The organism is Streptomyces sp. SID8352 (assembly GCF_009862265.1).
In the GTDB taxonomy this organism is placed as follows: domain Bacteria; phylum Actinomycetota; class Actinomycetes; order Streptomycetales; family Streptomycetaceae; genus Streptomyces.
Genome location: NZ_WWGX01000022.1, coordinates 442,453 through 458,495 on the forward strand (window position 1 = coordinate 442,453; position 16,043 = coordinate 458,495).

9 protein-coding genes are annotated in these 16,043 nt (G+C 73.6%); 7 read left to right on the forward strand and 2 right to left on the reverse strand.

All coding sequences use genetic code 11. The features are described 5' to 3' along the window. The first annotated feature begins 187 nt into the window (after positions 1 to 187). On the forward strand, positions 188 to 3,172 hold the full coding sequence (gene uvrA / locus GTY84_RS07265; RefSeq protein ID WP_161225266.1) for an excinuclease ABC subunit UvrA: 2,985 nt from the start codon (positions 188 to 190) through the stop codon (positions 3,170 to 3,172). A gap of 119 nt (positions 3,173 to 3,291) precedes the next feature. On the opposite strand, the gene GTY84_RS07270 is transcribed toward uvrA, so the two are convergent. Next, positions 3,292 to 4,212, reverse strand: a complete 921-nt coding sequence (locus tag GTY84_RS07270) for a carbohydrate kinase (protein ID WP_161225267.1) — start codon at positions 4,210 to 4,212, stop codon at positions 3,292 to 3,294. A 396-nt stretch (positions 4,213 to 4,608) separates the two neighbouring features. Here GTY84_RS07270 and GTY84_RS07275 point away from each other — a divergent pair, with 396 nt between their 5' ends. After that, the gene (locus GTY84_RS07275; RefSeq protein WP_161225268.1) at positions 4,609 to 5,031 is read left to right on the forward strand and encodes a Rieske (2Fe-2S) protein; all 423 of its coding nucleotides are present in this window, start codon (positions 4,609 to 4,611) and stop codon (positions 5,029 to 5,031) included. A 170-nt stretch (positions 5,032 to 5,201) separates the two neighbouring features. Here the strand turns inward: GTY84_RS07275 and GTY84_RS07280 are convergent, their stop codons facing one another. Continuing rightward, entirely contained in the window at positions 5,202 to 6,152 is a 951-nt protein-coding gene (locus tag GTY84_RS07280) for a hypothetical protein (protein ID WP_161225269.1), read from the reverse strand. 385 nt (positions 6,153 to 6,537) lie between these two features. Between GTY84_RS07280 and uvrC the strand changes: the two genes are divergently transcribed. From uvrC to GTY84_RS07305, 5 genes are all read left to right on the forward strand, one after another. After that, complete coding sequence (gene uvrC / locus GTY84_RS07285; RefSeq protein WP_161225270.1) at positions 6,538 to 8,739, forward strand: excinuclease ABC subunit UvrC; 2,202 nt, start codon at positions 6,538 to 6,540, stop codon at positions 8,737 to 8,739. Continuing rightward, positions 8,736 to 9,878 carry an RNase adapter RapZ gene (gene rapZ / locus GTY84_RS07290; RefSeq protein WP_202550001.1) on the forward strand — a complete coding sequence of 381 codons (1,143 nt, stop codon included), beginning with the start codon at positions 8,736 to 8,738 and terminating at the stop codon, positions 9,876 to 9,878. Before uvrC ends, rapZ begins: the two co-directional genes overlap by 4 nt. Next, positions 9,875 to 10,966 carry a uridine diphosphate-N-acetylglucosamine-binding protein YvcK gene (gene yvcK, locus GTY84_RS07295; RefSeq protein WP_161225272.1) on the forward strand — a complete coding sequence of 364 codons (1,092 nt, stop codon included), beginning with the start codon at positions 9,875 to 9,877 and terminating at the stop codon, positions 10,964 to 10,966. The genes rapZ and yvcK overlap by 4 nt, the downstream gene beginning before the upstream one ends. Further along, positions 10,957 to 11,946: a DNA-binding protein WhiA gene (gene whiA, locus GTY84_RS07300; protein WP_161225273.1), complete on the forward strand. Its 990-nt coding sequence runs from the start codon at positions 10,957 to 10,959 to the stop codon at positions 11,944 to 11,946. Before yvcK ends, whiA begins: the two co-directional genes overlap by 10 nt. Positions 11,947 to 12,992: 1,046 nt before the next feature. Further along, complete coding sequence (locus tag GTY84_RS07305) at positions 12,993 to 15,965, forward strand: M14 family metallopeptidase (RefSeq protein WP_161225274.1); 2,973 nt, start codon at positions 12,993 to 12,995, stop codon at positions 15,963 to 15,965. Positions 15,966 to 16,043 lie beyond the last annotated feature (78 nt).

The window sequence follows — 16,043 nt, forward strand, 5'->3', positions numbered from 1 at the left end:
AAGCAGAGGGATGACGGCCATGAATCGAATGTACGTGCTATATGGTCGAGTGCGGCGTCGGGCATGCTGGAGAGTCGGCAGTTGTTGACAACCATGAATCCGACCGGCGTTGTCAGTGGCTCCCCCTAGTCTGAGAAAAGACGGGGCCCCGCCCCTGTCACTCTTCCAAAGAAAGGTGCGGACCGGCGTGGCCGACCGTCTCATCGTCCGTGGCGCGCGCGAGCACAACCTGAAGAACGTCTCGCTCGACCTGCCTCGTGACTCGCTCATCGTCTTCACGGGCCTGTCCGGGTCGGGCAAGTCCTCCCTGGCCTTCGACACGATCTTCGCCGAGGGCCAGCGGCGCTACGTGGAGTCGCTCTCCTCCTACGCCCGGCAGTTCCTCGGCCAGATGGACAAGCCGGACGTCGACTTCATCGAGGGGCTCTCCCCGGCGGTCTCCATCGACCAGAAGTCGACCTCGCGCAACCCGCGCTCCACCGTCGGCACCATCACCGAGGTCTACGACTACCTGCGGCTGCTCTTCGCCCGCATCGGCAAGCCGCACTGCCCCGAGTGCGGCCGGCCGATCTCGCGGCAGTCACCGCAGGCCATCGTCGACAAGGTGCTGGAGCTGCCCGAGGGCAGCCGGTTCCAGGTGCTCTCGCCGCTGGTGCGCGAGCGCAAGGGCGAGTTCGCCGATCTCTTCTCCGACCTGCAGACCAAGGGCTACTCCCGCGCCCGGGTCGACGGCGAGACCGTCCAGCTCTCCGAGCCGCCCGCGCTGAAGAAGCAGGAGAAGCACACCATCGAGGTGGTCGTCGACCGCCTCACCGTGAAGGACTCCGCGAAGCGCCGCCTCACCGACTCCGTCGAGACCGCGCTCGGCCTCTCCGGCGGCATGGTCGTGCTCGACTTCGTCGACCTCCCCGAGGACGACCCCGAGCGCGAGCGCATGTACTCCGAGCACCTGTACTGCGCCTACGACGACCTCTCCTTCGAGGAGCTGGAGCCCCGCTCCTTCTCCTTCAACTCGCCCTTCGGCGCCTGCCCCGACTGCACCGGCATCGGCACGCGGATGGAGGTCGACCCGGAGCTGATCGTCCCCGACCCGGACAAGTCCCTGGACGAGGGCGCGATCCACCCCTGGTCGCACGGCCACACCAAGGACTACTTCGGCCGCCTCATCGGGGCCCTGGCGGAGGCGCTGGGCTTCCGCACCGACATCCCCTTCGCGGGGCTGCCGCAGCGGGCGAAGAAGGCCCTGCTCAACGGGCACAAGACCCAGGTGGAGGTCCGCTACCGCAACCGGTACGGGCGCGAGCGCCGCTACACCACGGCCTTCGAGGGCGCCGTCCCCTTCGTCAAGCGCAGGCACAGCGAGGCCGAGAGCGACGCCAGCCGCGAGCGCTTCGAGGGCTACATGCGGGAGGTGCCCTGCCCCAGTTGCCAGGGCACCCGCCTCAAGCCCGTCGTCCTCGCGGTCACGGTCATGGGCCGGTCCATCGCCGAGGTCTCCGCGATGTCCATCAGCGACTGCGCGGACTTCCTGGGCGAGCTGAAGCTCAGCGCCCGGGACAAGAAGATCGCCGAGCGCGTGCTCAAGGAGGTCAACGAGCGGCTGCGCTTCCTGGTCGACGTCGGCCTGGACTACCTCTCGCTCAACCGCGCGGCTGGCACCCTCTCCGGCGGAGAGGCCCAGCGCATCCGGCTGGCCACCCAGATCGGCTCCGGACTCGTCGGCGTCCTCTACGTCCTGGACGAGCCGTCCATCGGCCTGCACCAGCGCGACAACCACCGGCTGATCGAGACCCTGGTGCGGCTGCGCGACATGGGCAACACGCTCATCGTCGTGGAGCACGACGAGGACACCATCAAGGTCGCCGACTGGATCGTCGACATCGGCCCCGGCGCCGGTGAGCACGGCGGCAAGGTGGTGCACAGCGGCTCCGTCAAGGAACTGCTCGACAACGCCGAGTCGCAGACCGGGCTCTACCTGTCCGGCAGGAAGGCCATCCCGCTGCCGGACACCCGCCGCCCGCGCGACCCGTCCCGGCAGCTCACGGTGCACGGCGCCCGGGAGAACAACCTCCAGGACATCGACGTCTCCTTCCCGCTCGGTCTCTTCACCGCCGTCACCGGTGTCTCCGGCTCGGGCAAGTCGACCCTGGTCAACGACATCCTCTACACCCACCTGGCGCGCGAGCTGAACGGCGCGAGGGGCGTGCCCGGACGGCACACCCGGGTGGACGGCGACAATCTCGTCGACAAGGTCGTCCACGTCGACCAGTCGCCCATCGGCCGCACCCCGCGCTCCAACCCGGCGACCTACACCGGTGTCTTCGACCACATCCGCAAGCTGTTCGCGGAGACGACCGAGGCGAAGGTCCGGGGCTACATGCCGGGCCGGTTCTCCTTCAACGTCAAGGGCGGCCGCTGCGAGAACTGCGCGGGCGACGGCACCATCAAGATCGAGATGAACTTCCTCCCGGACGTCTACGTCCCGTGCGAGGTCTGCCACGGTGCCCGGTACAACCGGGAGACCCTGGAGGTCCACTACAAGGGCAAGTCCATCGCGGACGTCCTCAACATGCCGATCGAGGAGGCGACCGAGTTCTTCGAGGCGGTCCCCGCCATCGCCCGGCACATGAGGACGCTCAAGGACGTCGGCCTCGGCTACGTCCGGCTCGGCCAGTCCGCGACCACCCTCTCCGGCGGCGAGGCCCAGCGCGTCAAGCTCGCCAGCGAGCTCCAGCGCCGCTCCACCGGGCGCACGGTGTACGTCCTGGACGAGCCCACCACCGGGCTCCACTTCGAGGACATCAGCAAGCTGCTCACCGTGTTGTCCGGACTGGTCGACAAGGGCAACTCGGTGATCGTCATCGAGCACAACCTCGATGTGATCAAGACCGCCGACTGGGTCGTCGACATGGGTCCCGAGGGCGGCGCGGGGGGCGGACTGGTGGTCGCGGAGGGCACTCCCGAGCAGGTCGCGGGGGAGCCGGCCAGCCACACCGGCAAGTTCCTGCGGGACATCCTGGGCGCCGACCGGATCAGCGACGCCGCGCCGGTCAAGGCCCCGCGCAGAACGGCGGCGAAGGCGGCCAAGGCCACCCCGGCCAAGGCCGCCGCGGGCCGCACCGCCGCCAAGGCCGCCGCGAAGAAGACGGCGACGCGGGCCCGCAAGTCCTGACGCCGCGCGGTCTCCCCCCCACCGTGCCCCGGGTGTGTCCGGGGGCACGGTGGGCGGCCCCCGGGGCGCGGCCCGGTGCTGTGCTCCGGACCGGGCCCCGGGGTCGGCCCCGGCCCCGGTCAGTCCGTCACGGGGTCAGGCACCTCGTGCGCGTACGGCGGCTCCGCCCCCGCGCGGGAGCAGGTGACCGCCGCGGCACGGGCGGCGAAGCCCAGCAGTTCCGCCCACTCCCCGGGGCCCAGCGCGGCCACCCCGGCGTGGCTGAGGGCGTCGCGGGCCGCGAGACTGTGCAGCAGGGCGGCGTTCACGGTGTCGCCGGCGCCGATGGTGTCCACCACGGCGACCCGCTCACCCGGCACCGTGTGGGCGGGGCCGTCGCGGGTGAAGGCGGTCATCCCCCCGGCGCCCCGGGTGAGCACCACCGCCGCCGGACCGGCCGCCAGCCACTCCCGGGGCGTACCGCCGAGCCACTCGGCGTCCTGCTCCGACAGTTTCAGCAGCGACACCTGCGGCAGCCGGGCGAGGAGCCGAGCCCGGTGGGCGTCCGGGTCCGCGATCAGCCCGGCCCGGATGTTCGGGTCCAGGGTGGTGAACACGCCGCGGGCCGACGCCGTCCCCAACAGCTCCTCGTACGCGCTCGCCCCCGGCTCCAGCACCAGCGAGCAGGTGCCGAAGGCCACCGCGCGGGTGCCGGGCGGCAGCTCGGCCGGCGCGGTGAACAGCCGGTCGGCGGTCCCCTCCACGTAGAAGCCGTAGGCGGCCGAGCCGTCCGCGCCCAGCGAGGCCACCGCGAGCGTCGTCGGCTCGGCACCGCGCCGCACCGTCGACACGTCCACCCCGGCCACGCGCAGCCGCTCCAGCAGCGCCTCACCGAAGGCGTCCAGGGAGACGCGGGAGCAGAAGGCGGTGGGGGAGCCGAGCCGCCCCAGGGCCACCGCCGTGTTGTACGGACCGCCGCCGGGCGCCGGACGCAGCGGGGCGAGGGCCCCCGGGCCCTGCGGTACCAGGTCGATCAGTGCCTCACCGGCGACGACGATCACGGGCGGTTCCTCTCCGGGCAGCGGGACGGTCGGGGGCGCGTCGGCACCGCCGCTCCGGCCCCGTCCGTCTCGGCGCCACCCCGGGACCGGGCCGTGCGGCGGCCGTGACGGTTCCTCCGCGGACCCGCACGGGACCACGACGGCACACCGCCCCCACGAGCGCCCGGCCCCGGAGGCTATCCCACCCCCGGGAGCACGCGCACACGCGCGCACGGCCGCACCGATCGTGCCGACCGCCCCGGAACCCAGCGCCCAGGCCGGAGGGCCACCGCCCCGCACCCGTCGTCCCCGTCCCTGTCCCCGTCCGCACCCGTCCGACCGGGACGACCCACCCCGGGACCGGTCCGAGACGCCCGATATCGTCGGTCCGTACACCCCCCGACCCGTGGAGAGCACATGTCCGGCCGCCCCGCCCCGAGCCGTCGTACCGTCCTGCGGTCGGCGGCCCTCACACCCGTCGCCGGACTCGGCCTGGCCGCGTGCTCCCCGGGTGGCCGCGGGGTGTCCGCGCAGCCCACCGCACCCGTCGAACTCGGCGCGGACAGCGAGGTCGGCAAGGGGGAGACCAAGCTCTACGGGGACCAGAGGGTCGTGGTCAGCCGCGCGGAGGACGGCACCCTGAGGGCGTTCAGCACGATCTGCACGCACCAGGCGTGCGTGATCAAGAAGCTGGACGGCACCAAGCTCGTCTGCCCCTGCCACGGCAGCGAGTTCGACGCCCGCACCGGCGAGGTGCTGCGCTCCCCGGCCTCCGTGGAGCTCGTCGAGCTGACGGCCGAGGTCGAGCAGGGCAGGATCGTCGCCGTCCCCAGAACCTGAGCGGTCCGCGGGCGCGCCGTCCCGCGAGGAGCGGACCCACGGGAGGCGCGCCCGGGAAGCGGGTCTGCGGCGGGGCACACCGGGGAGGCGCTGGACCCGTCCGTGAGCGGACCACGCGGCGGGCGCATCACCGGTGGGCCGCGCCGGGGCGTACGGCGGGCCCGGCCCCGTCACTCCCAGTCCCAGCCGATCCCCACGATCCCGGCGCGCACCCGGGGCTCCACCAGATGCACCGAGCGGTGCAGCCCGCTGAGCGGCAGGTCCCGGCGACCGCCGCGCGGGGCCGCCGCCGAGGGCTGGGTGAACCGGTGGCAGCGCACCGGCAGCGCAGCCGGATCGAACCGCACCTGGAGCGCGTACTGCCCGCCCGCCGCCTCGAAGTCGCGGAGGTACTCGCGCGACGCCAGCGCCGTGCCGTCCTCCACGGCGTAGCGGAAGAGATGGGTGTCGCCGCTGCCGAGCCGGGTGTCGAAGAGCAGTTCGGTCACCAGCACCCCGGTGTCGTGGTGCGACCGGACCCGTCCGGTGCGGCAGTTCTCCAGCGCCCGGACGGTCATCCGGGCCGGATCGCAGCCCGGGTCGCCGTGGTGGACGGCGAGGAAGCGGTCGACGCCGTCGCGCTGGGCGCGGACGATGTGCTGCGAGTCCCGCCCGGCCAGCTCCCGCCGGGCCCCGACACGGACCCGCTCGTGGTGCGCCAGGGTGAGCAGCCCGCCGCCCGGCGCCGCCTGGCCGAGATCGGCCAGCAGCCGGTCCAGCACACCGGACGCCTCCATCTGCGCCCGGTACGAGCGGGCCGCCGACGGGCGGTCACCGCACGGTCCGCAGGGCTCGCCCAGGAGCCGTATCAGCGACTCCTCGGGCAGCTGGAGTATCTCCTCCAGCGCCCGCACGGCCCGCAGGGACTCCGGACGCTGGGGACGGCGCGCGCCCTGCTGCCAGTAGCTGAGGCTGGTGACGCCGACCTTGACCCCGTGCCGTGAGAGATGGTGCTGCACCCGCTGGAGCGGCAGTCCGCGCGCGGCGATGGCGGCCCGCAGGGCGACGTGGAAGGGGCCACCGCGCAGGGCCGAGTCGAGTACCTCGGTGGCGGCGTCCGCGTGCTGTGTGGCGTGCTGCATGCAGGGCCTCTCTGTGAGGGGGCGCAACGGACGGCCGGACCGTGCGGCGCGGATTCGTCGAGGCCGTCCCCGTCGCGGCGCAGGGGAGGTCCCCGCATCCGTGCGCAGCGGTCCCGGGGCCCCGGGTTTTCCCCGCATTGAAGCGTGTCGGCCCTGCCGCGACAACACCCGTGACAGGGCCCCGCACGCACCTGGCCGAGATGCCCCGCCCGGCCCGCACGACGGGCACGGTGCGCGACCGGCCCGCTCCCCGGCGTCCGCGCCGCGCCCCGCGGCCCCCGGCCGCGCCCCTCGCGGAGGGCGCCGTCGTTCCGCCCGGCCCGCTCCGCGGACGGTTGTCCACAGGCCGGACGGACTGTCGGTCCACGCCAGTAGGGTGTGACTCATGGCCGACCCCTCCAGCTACCGCCCCAGGCCGGGTGAGATCCCGGACTCCCCGGGGGTGTACAGGTTCCGAGACGAGCGCCGCAGGGTGATCTACGTCGGAAAGGCGAAGAGCCTGCGCCAGCGCCTGGCCAACTACTTCCAGGACCTGGCTCACCTCCACCCCCGCACCCGCTCCATGGTCACCACGGCCGCCTCCGTGGAATGGACGGTCGTGTCCACGGAGGTCGAGGCCCTGCAGCTGGAGTACTCCTGGATCAAGGAGTACGACCCCCGGTTCAACGTCAAGTACCGCGACGACAAGAGCTACCCCTACCTCGCGGTGACGATGAACGAGGAGTTCCCCCGCGTCCAGGTCATGCGCGGTCACAAGAAGAAGGGCGTGCGCTACTTCGGGCCGTACGGGCACGCCTGGGCGATCCGCGACACGGTGGACCTGCTGCTCCGTGTCTTCCCGGTGCGCACCTGCTCGGCCGGGGTCTTCCGGAACGCCGCCCGCACCGGCCGTCCCTGTCTCCTCGGCTACATCGACAAGTGCTCCGCGCCCTGCGTGGACCGCATCACCCCGGAGGACCACCGCGCCCTCGCGGAGGAGTTCTGCGACTTCATGGCCGGCCGCACCGGCGCCTATCTGCGGCGCCTGGAGAAGCGGATGACCGAGGCCGCCGAGGAGATGGAGTACGAGCGTGCCGCCCGCCTGCGCGACGACATCGGGGCCCTGAGGAAGGCCATGGAGAAGAGCGCGGTCGTGCTCGCCGACGCGACCGACGCCGATCTGATCGCCGTCGCCGAGGACGAGCTGGAGGCCGCCGTCCAGATCTTCCACGTGCGCGGCGGGCGGGTGCGCGGCCAGCGCGGCTGGGTCACCGACAAGGTGGAGGAGATCACCACCGGCGCCCTCGTCGAGCACGCCCTCCAGCAGCTCTACGGCGAGGAGAGCGGGGACGCGGTGCCCAAGGAGGTCCTGGTCCCGGCTCTGCCCGAACCGGCGGACCCGGTGCAGGAGTGGCTCACCGGGCGCCGCGGTTCGGGCGTGTCGCTGCGCGTGCCGCAGCGCGGCGACAAGAAGGCGCTCATGGAGACCGTGCAGCGCAACGCCCAGCAGGCGCTCGTCCTGCACAAGACCAAGCGTGCCTCCGACCTGACCACCCGCTCGCGCGCGCTGGAGGAGATCGCGGACGCCCTCGGTCTGGACAGCGCGCCCCTGCGGATCGAGTGCTACGACATCTCGCACCTCCAGGGCGACGACGTGGTCGCGTCCATGGTCGTCTTCGAGGACGGGCTGGCCCGCAAGAGCGAGTACCGGCGCTTCCAGATCAAGGGCTTCAGCGGACAGGACGACGTCCGGTCCATGCACGAGGTGATCACCCGCCGCTTCCGCCGCTACCTGGCCGAGAAGGAGCGGACCGGCGAGTGGGTCGACGGGGACGACCTCCCCGAGGGCGCTTCCGGGAGCGACGCCCCTGGAAGCGGTGCTCCCGGGGACACCGCCGCCGGCACCCCGGCCGGGGAGAGCGGCCCCGGCGGCGACCGCACCGAGGACTCCCGCGCGGACGCGTCCGCCGACACCCCCCTCGACATCTCGCTCACCGATGAGGACGGCCGCCCCCGGCGGTTCGCCTACCCGCCGCAGCTGGTCGTCGTCGACGGCGGCCGGCCGCAGGTCGCGGCGGCCCGGCGGGCCCTGGACGAACTGGGCATCGACGACATCGCGGTGTGCGGCCTCGCCAAGCGGCTGGAGGAGGTCTGGCTGCCCCACGAGGACGACCCGGTCGTCCTGCCCCGCACCAGCGAGGGCCTCTACCTGCTCCAGCGGGTCCGTGACGAGGCGCACCGCTTCGCCATCACCTACCAGCGCGGCAAGCGCGCCAAGCGTTTCCGCTCCAGCCCCCTGGACGACGTGCCCGGCCTGGGCGAGACCCGCAAGCAGGCGCTGATCAAGCACTTCGGTTCGCTGAAGAGGCTCCGGTCGGCGACGATCGACCAGATCTGCGAGGTGCCCGGCATAGGCCGCAAGACGGCCGAGACCGTCGCCGCGGCCCTCGCCCGGGCCACCCCGGCCACGCCCGCCGTGAACACGGCGACGGGGGAGATCATGGAAGACGACGACGGGGTACTCGGAACGACGGGAACGACGACCGAGGCCTCCGGGGAGCCCGTATCCGCGGGCACCCCTGACGAACGACGGGGGCAGGAACCATGACGCAGCACGACGCACGATCCGGGGCGGCACGAGAACGGGCCGCCGCACCGGGGCCGGCGGACACCGCCACCGGACCCGCCGGACGGGACGGACGCACCCCCGGTGCGGCCGGCGGACCGGCGAAGCCCCATCCCGGGGCCGAAGCGGACCGGGCGGCCCCGTCCCACCCCACGACCGCCGGGGAGGCGGACCCCCACACGGACCGCCCCGACGAGCACCAGAACGACGGAGCAGAAGTGAGCACGGGCAAGGAAACAGCCGGGACGGCCAACGACGCCGCCATCCCCGAGCTGGTGATCATCTCCGGAATGTCCGGGGCGGGCCGCTCGACGGCGGCGAAGTGTCTGGAGGACCTCGGCTGGTTCGTCGTCGACAACCTGCCGCCGGCGCTGATCCCCACCATGGTGGAGCTGGGCGCCCGCTCCCAGGGCAACGTGGCCCGCATCGCCGTCGTCGTCGACGTCCGCGGACGGCGATTCTTCGACAATCTGCGCGACTCCCTCGCCGACCTCGACTCGCGGGGCGTGACCCGGCGGATCGTCTTCCTGGAGTCCTCCGACGAGGCCCTGGTCCGCCGCTTCGAGTCGGTGCGCCGCCCGCACCCGCTCCAGGGCGACGGCCGCATCGTGGACGGCATCGCCGCCGAACGCGAGCTGCTGCGCGAGCTGCGCGGTGACGCGGACCTCGTGATCGACACCTCCAGCCTCAACGTGCACGAGCTGCGCGCCAAGATGGACGCCCAGTTCGCCGGTGACGAGGAGCCCGAGCTGCGGGCCACCGTCATGTCCTTCGGCTTCAAGTACGGGCTCCCCGTCGACGCCGACCTCGTGGTGGACATGCGCTTCCTGCCCAACCCGCACTGGGTCCCCGAACTGCGCCCCTTCACCGGCCTCAACGATGAGGTCTCCGGCTACGTTCTCAGCCAGCCCGGCGCCAAGGAGTTCCTCGACCGCTACACCGAGCTGCTCCAGCTCATCGCCGCGGGCTACCGTCGTGAGGGCAAGCGCTACGTGACCGTGGCCGTCGGCTGCACCGGCGGCAAACACCGGTCCGTGGCCATGTCGGAGAAGCTCGCCGCACGGCTCGCGGCCGAAGGCGTGGAGACGGTGGTCGTCCACCGGGACATGGGACGGGAATGACAGGACGTAGTCCGCGGCTGGGCAGGCTGCGCCGGGTGGCTCCGGAAGGGCGCGGCGGCAGACCCGCCGACGCCCGGGCCGCCCGGCCCGAACAGGCGCGCGGCGCCCGGCCGCGACGCCGGGGCGCCCAGCCCAAGGTCGTCGCGCTCGGCGGCGGCATGGGCCTGTCCGCCTCGCTCGCCGCGCTGCGCCGGATCACCGGCGACCTCACCGCCGTCGTCACCGTGGCCGACGACGGCGGCTCCAGCGGGCGGCTGCGCGACGAGCTGGGGGTGCTGCCGCCCGGTGACCTGCGCAAGGCGCTGGCCGCGCTGTGCGGCGACGACGACTGGGGCCAGACCTGGGCCCGGGTCATCCAGCACCGCTTCCAGTCCAAGGGCGACCTGCACGAACACGCGGTCGGCAACCTGCTGATCGTCGCCCTCTGGGAGCAGCTCGGCGACCACGTCCAGGCGCTCGACCTGGTCGGCAAGCTCCTCGGGGCGCACGGACGGGTGCTGCCCATGTCCGCCGTCCCGCTGGAGCTCCAGGCCCTGGTCAGGGGCCACGACCCGGGCCGTCCGGAGGACGTGGACACCGTGCGGGGCCAGGCCACCGTCGCCCTGACCCCCGGCGACGTGCAGTCGGTGCACCTGGTGCCCGCCGACCCGCCCGCCGTGCCCGAGGCGGTCGAGGCGGTGCTCGACGCGGACTGGGTGGTGCTCGGGCCCGGCTCCTGGTTCTCCTCGGTCATCCCGCACCTGCTCGTGCCCGAACTGCTGGACGCGCTCGCGCAGACCAAGGCCCGCCGGGTGCTCTCGTTGAACCTGGCCCCGCAGCCGGGAGAAACCGAGGGCTTCTCCCCGCAGCGTCATTTGGAGGTTTTGGGACGACACGCCCCTAAACTCGCCCTGGACGTGGTGCTGGCCGACGAGGCCGCCGTGCCCGACCGTGACTCGCTCACCGATGCCGCGAAACGGTTCGGCGCCGCGGTCGAGCTGGCTCCGGTCGCCCGGACCGACGGGACCCCGAGGCACGACCCGGAGCTGCTGGCCGCCGCGTACGACCGTATTTTTCGGATGCATGGAAGGATCGGCCCATGGCGATGACGGCAGCGGTGAAGGACGAGATCTCCCGGCTCCCCGTCACCCGGACCTGCTGCAGAAAGGCGGAGGTCTCCGCCGTGCTGCGGTTCGCCGGCGGCCTCCACCTGGTGAGCGGGCGCATCGTGATCGAGGCGGAGCTGGACACCGCGATGGCGGCCCGCCGCCTCAAGCGGGACATCCTGGAGATCTTCGGGCACGCCTCGGAACTGATCGTGATGGCGCCGGGCGGACTGCGCCGGGGCTCGCGCTACGTCGTCCGGGTGGTCGCGGGCGGTGACCAGCTCGCCCGCCAGACCGGACTGGTCGACGGCCGGGGCCGCCCGATCCGGGGTCTGCCGCCGCAGGTGGTCTCGGGGGCCACCTGCGACGCCGAGGCCGCCTGGCGCGGTGCCTTCCTGGCGCACGGTTCGCTGACCGAGCCGGGCCGCTCCTCCTCCCTGGAGGTCACCTGCCCCGGTCCCGAGGCCGCGCTCGCCCTGGTCGGCGCCGCCCGCAGGCTCTCCATCGCGGCCAAGGCCCGCGAGGTGCGCGGTGTGGACCGGGTCGTGGTCCGCGACGGCGACGCCATCGGGGCGCTGCTGACCCGGCTCGGCGCCCATGAGTCGGTGCTCGCCTGGGAGGAGCGGCGGATGCGCCGCGAGGTGCGCGCGACCGCCAACCGCCTCGCCAACTTCGACGACGCCAACCTGCGCCGCTCGGCCCGCGCGGCCGTCGCCGCGGGGGCCCGGGTGCAGCGGGCCCTGGAGATCCTCGCCGACGACGTGCCCGAGCATCTCGCGGCGGCCGGGCGGCTGCGCATGGAGCACAAGCAGGCGTCCCTGGAGGAACTGGGCGCCCTCGCGGACCCGCCGCTGACCAAGGACGCCGTCGCCGGGCGCATCCGGCGGCTGCTGGCGATGGCCGACAAGCGCGCCTCGGACCTCGGTATCCCGGGCACGGAGGCGAACCTCAGCGAGGACATGGCCGACAATCTGGTCGGCTGACGGCCGTCAGCGGTCAGCCGGCGGCCGACCAGATTGTCGGCCGACCGGCCGGAGCCGCCGCGCCGCTCGGGTGGCCCGGAGCGTCCGTCGCCGGGCCACCCCCCCCTGTCCGGTCGCCCGCCCGTGCGGGCACCAGCCCGGCCGGTCGGCCGCATACGGGTCCCGGTGGCTCGGGCGGCCGTGCCGGGGGAGTGCGCGGGTGGCCCGGGGCACTGCCGGACCGGTACGCCGACAACGGTTCCCCGGACGGGGACTCCGCATGATCGCAGGACCGGGTTCCGTCCCACGGCCGGGAAGCCGCCCGACGCCCGCCCGACCGTCCGCGCGGATCCGCTCGGCCGTCCGAGAGGCGGGCACATGGCCGGAGGCGACATGCCGAACGCCTCGCCGAAGCCGGAGCACCGTACGGGGAGGCGGGGAGGAGCGGCACCGGGGTCACGTGGAGTGGTCCGTCGCACCGGCGGCTCGGGTGACCACCGGCCCGACCCTCCGCGTGATCCCGTCCCGCCTCTCCACGTGACCCTGGCCCGACCGTCCGCGCGATCCCGGTCCGCCTCTCCGCGCGATCCCGGTCCGACCGTCCGCGCGATCCAGCAGGGCCCGTCCGCGCGGCCGCCACGGGGTCACCCAGGGGGAGGCCGTCCCGCCCGGCCGCGGAGCGCCGGCCCTGCCGTTCCCGGAGAACCATTCCCGGAGCACTGCCCCCGGAGCGCCGCCCCGCGCCCCGGAGCGCCCCGCGCCCCGGACCACCCCGTGCCCGCCTGCGCCGCCCGCTCAGCCCAAGGCACCGCCCGACCGCCCGACCGCCCGGAACGGCCCCCTCCGGAGCCGCCGGAGCCCCTCCGTATCCGCAGCGACGGCCCCGGCCGCCCTCCGCCGCCGCTCGACGAGCATCGCCGTTCGTACCCAACACCCCTCCCCCCGCGTCCAGTTGAGTGACCCGTGCCGCTCCCCGCGTGTCCCTTCCGCGCTCTTGACTCGATCATGGGGTGTCATGAGCCTGGCATCTGTTCGCCTGCCGTGGCGGACCCACGCTAGGGGGCTTCATGAGACTCAGAGCGAGATCGATCCTCGCTGCCGGCGCGCTCCTGATCGGCGGAGCGGCCATCGCGCCCGTCGCCCAGGCCCGCCCCGCACAGCCCGCGCCGCCCGCCCACCCCGCGGAGGCCGCCACCCCGGACCCGGACGGGGTCAAGGTCTTCCGCGCCGAGGTCACCCGCGAGCAGGTGCCCCTGCTGCTCGCCGCCGGACAGGACGGCCGGGAACTCGGCGAGCTGGTCCCCGGCCGGGGCAGCGCCACCGTCGAGGTGTACCTCACCGACCGGCAGGCGGACACCCTGCGCGAACAGGGGGTCGGCCTCACCGAGCACACCCTGACCGCCCGCGCCGAGCGGCGCGTGGCCCGGGCCGGAGAGGGCGTCTTCCGCCCGTACAGCGGCAGCGGCGGCCTGAAGGAGGAGATCCTGCGGACCGCGCGGGAGAACCCCGGGCTCACCAAGGCCGTCTCCATCGGCCGGACCGTCCGCGGCCAGGAGATCCTGGCGCTCAAGGTGACCGGCGGCGCGAAGAGGTCCCGGGACGGCTCCAGGCCCGCCGTCCTCTACATGTCCAACCAGCACGCGCGCGAGTGGATCACCCCGGAGATGACCCGGCGGCTGATGCACCACTACCTGGACAACTACCGCACGGACCGCCGGATCAGGAGGATCGTCGACTCCACCGAGCTGTGGTTCGTGCTGTCGGCCAACCCCGACGGCTACGACTACACCTTCCAGGACCCCGCCAACCGGCTGTGGCGCAAGAACCTGCGCGACACCAACGGCGACGGCGTCATCGGCACCGGCGACGGCGTCGACCTGAACCGGAACTTCTCCTACAAGTGGGGCTACGACGACGAGGGTTCCTCACCGAGCCCCAGCAGCCAGACCTACCGCGGCCCCGGCCCCGCCTCCGAGCCCGAGACCCGGGCGATCGACGCCTTCCAGAAGCGCATCGGGTTCGACTACGGCATCAACTACCACTCCGCCGCCGAGCTCCTGCTCTACGGCGTCGGCTGGCAGGTCGCCACCGGCACGCCCGACGACATCGCCTACCGGGCGCTCGCCGGGACACCGGGGAACTCCGCGATCCCCGGCTACCGCCCGCAGGTCTCCTCGGAGTTGTACACCACCAACGGCGAGGCGGACGGACACGCCGCCAACGTCAACGGCCTGTCGATGTTCACCCCCGAGATGTCGACGTGCCAGACCGCCTCCGCGGTGGACCCCGACGACGCGTGGGACCCGCGCGACTGCCGCTCCGGCTTCACCTTCCCGGACGACGAGAAGCTGATCCAGGGGGAGTTCGCCAAGAACATCCCCTTCGCGCTCTCCGTCGCCGAGACCGCCGCCCACCCGGACCGGCCCGCCTCCTCCGTCGGCCTGGACGCGCCCGACTTCACCCCGGCGCCCTTCACCACCTCCTACGCGCGCGGCGCCGACCAGGAGGTGTCGGTCGTCGTACGGAAGTCGGTGCGCGACAAGGAGCTGAAGTACCGCGTCAACGGGGGCCGCACGCACGACATGGCGCTCCGGCCGTGGCGCGGCGGCGAGACCTACGGCGGCGAGGACAACCTCCACTTCGACGAGTACCGGGCCAAGGTCAAGGACGGCGACCGGGGGGACCGGGTGGAGGTCTGGTTCACCGGTGAGCGCGCGGACGGCCGCCGCACCGAGAGCACCCACTTCACCTACACCGTCGCCGAACGGCCCCGCGCCGACGCCCTCGTCGTCGCCGAGGAGGGCACCCGGGCCACCCGGGCCGGGGACTACCTGGCCGCGCTGCGGGCCAACGGCCGGCGCGCCGCCGTCTGGGACGTCGCCACCCAGGGCGCCCCCGACGCGCTCGGCGTCCTCAGCCACTTCGGGACCGTCGTCCACTACACCGGCGCCTCGGCGCCCGGCAGCGCCACCCAGCTCGCACTGCGGGCCCACCTCAACGAGGGCGGCAAGCTGATCGAGGCCGGCGAGCAGGCCGGCGGCAGCGTCGACCTGGGCGGCGGCGCCCTCTCCGACGACTTCAGCCAGTACTACCTGGGCGCCCACACCCGCGGTGCCGCCCCCGGGGCCGCGGGCTTCACCGGCGCCGGAGCGCTCGCCGGAGCCACCGGCGCGCTCGGCGACGCACCCGGCAACCCGCTGGACCGGCCCGGTTCCTACAGCCTCACCTCCGAGGCCGACGGCAACCCGCGGTTCGCTAGCCGGGGCGCCGGGACCTACACCGGGGCCGTCAACCCCTACGGTCCCCACGCCGGTGCGTGGATGGCCGCCGCCGTCCACACCGACGACGCCTACAAGCGCCTCACCCGCACCATCGACCTCACCGGCGTCAGTGCCGCCGACCGGCCCACGCTCCGCACCCAGCTCCTGTGGGACACCGAGCGCGGCTACGACCACGCCCTGGTCGAGGCGCACACCACCGGCGCCGCCGACTGGACCACCCTGCCCGAAGCCGGCGGTGCCACCTCGGCCGCCGTGCCCGCGGAGTGCGAGGCCGGCTTCTACCTCGCCGACCACCCCTGGCTCTCCCACTACCTGACCCAGTCCGACACCGGCTGCGGCGCCACCGGCACCAGCGGCGCCTGGAACAGCCTCACCGGCTCCTCCGGCGGCTGGCGCCAGGCGGAGTTCGACCTGAGTGCCTACGCCGGACGCTCCGTCGAGGTCTCCCTCGCCTACGTCTCCGACCCCGGCAGCGGCGGCCGGGGCCTGCTCGCCGACGACATCTCCCTCGTCACCGGCGGCACTCCGGACGCGGCCGAGGGCTTCGAGTCCTCGCTCGGCGCCTGGCGGGTCACCGGGCCGCCCCCCGGCAGCCCCGCCGCACTGAAGGACTGGTCCCGCACCGGCGCCCTCTTCGGCACCCACGCGGCCGTCTCCACCGAGGACACCGTGCTGCTGGGCTTCGGCCTGGAGCACCTCACCGCGCCGGCCGACCGGACCGCTCTGCTCCGGCGCGCCCTGCGTGCCCTGGACGAGTGACATCGCCGTCAACGGGCACTGAGAGGACGTAAGGCGTCCGGGTGATCCGGCCCCGGGCCGCGGCCCGTACCCCCATCG